The organism is Herbaspirillum sp. B65, from assembly GCF_000333555.1.
Classification (GTDB): domain Bacteria; phylum Pseudomonadota; class Gammaproteobacteria; order Burkholderiales; family Burkholderiaceae_D; genus Herbaspirillum; species Herbaspirillum rubrisubalbicans.
On sequence record NZ_BADI01000902.1, the window covers coordinates 1 to 442 of the forward strand.

Below are 442 nucleotides of genomic sequence, written 5' to 3' on the forward strand. Positions count from 1 at the left end.
TTCCTCGATAAGCAATGTCAGACCCCGCTGCCGGTTCCGTTGCCTGAAGGCAAGAATGCACGCTATTTCTTAATAGCCGTGACACGAGGTGCCCACAATGCAGCGTGTAGTTATTTTGGCGGTGGTAGTTCTGGAAGTCTAATCATTAGAAATGATATCCGTGGAAAGAAGGCTCGGTGGCAGGCAGGGTGGCTGGCTGGTTCATGGGGTTCTCCGTTCAATGAAACGAGGTGAAGGCGTCGGCCTGGACCAACTGGCCCAGCATGGCGCCGATATCCAGGCCGGGTTCATGCGCCAGGGCCTGGCCTGCCGCGCTGGCAATGCCACAGCCATCGCGGCAGGCATCCAGAAAGCGGCAGCCGCCCAGGCTCAGTGGCTGCCATTGCACCTGGGCGTGGGCCCGGGTGAGCAGGGCGCCTTGGCCCTGCCATTCAGGGCTCAG

General features: G+C 60.4%; 2 pseudogenes. One reads left to right on the top strand and one right to left on the bottom strand.

What is annotated here, in order from left to right:
- A pseudogene (locus I5W_RS32925) lies at positions 1-234 on the top strand (hypothetical protein); the annotation flags it as partial.
- Here the strand turns inward: I5W_RS32925 and I5W_RS21260 are convergent.
- Positions 218-442 (bottom strand): annotated as a pseudogene (locus I5W_RS21260) (DNA-binding domain-containing protein); the annotation flags it as partial. The pseudogenes I5W_RS32925 and I5W_RS21260 sit on opposite strands and share 17 nt — an antisense overlap.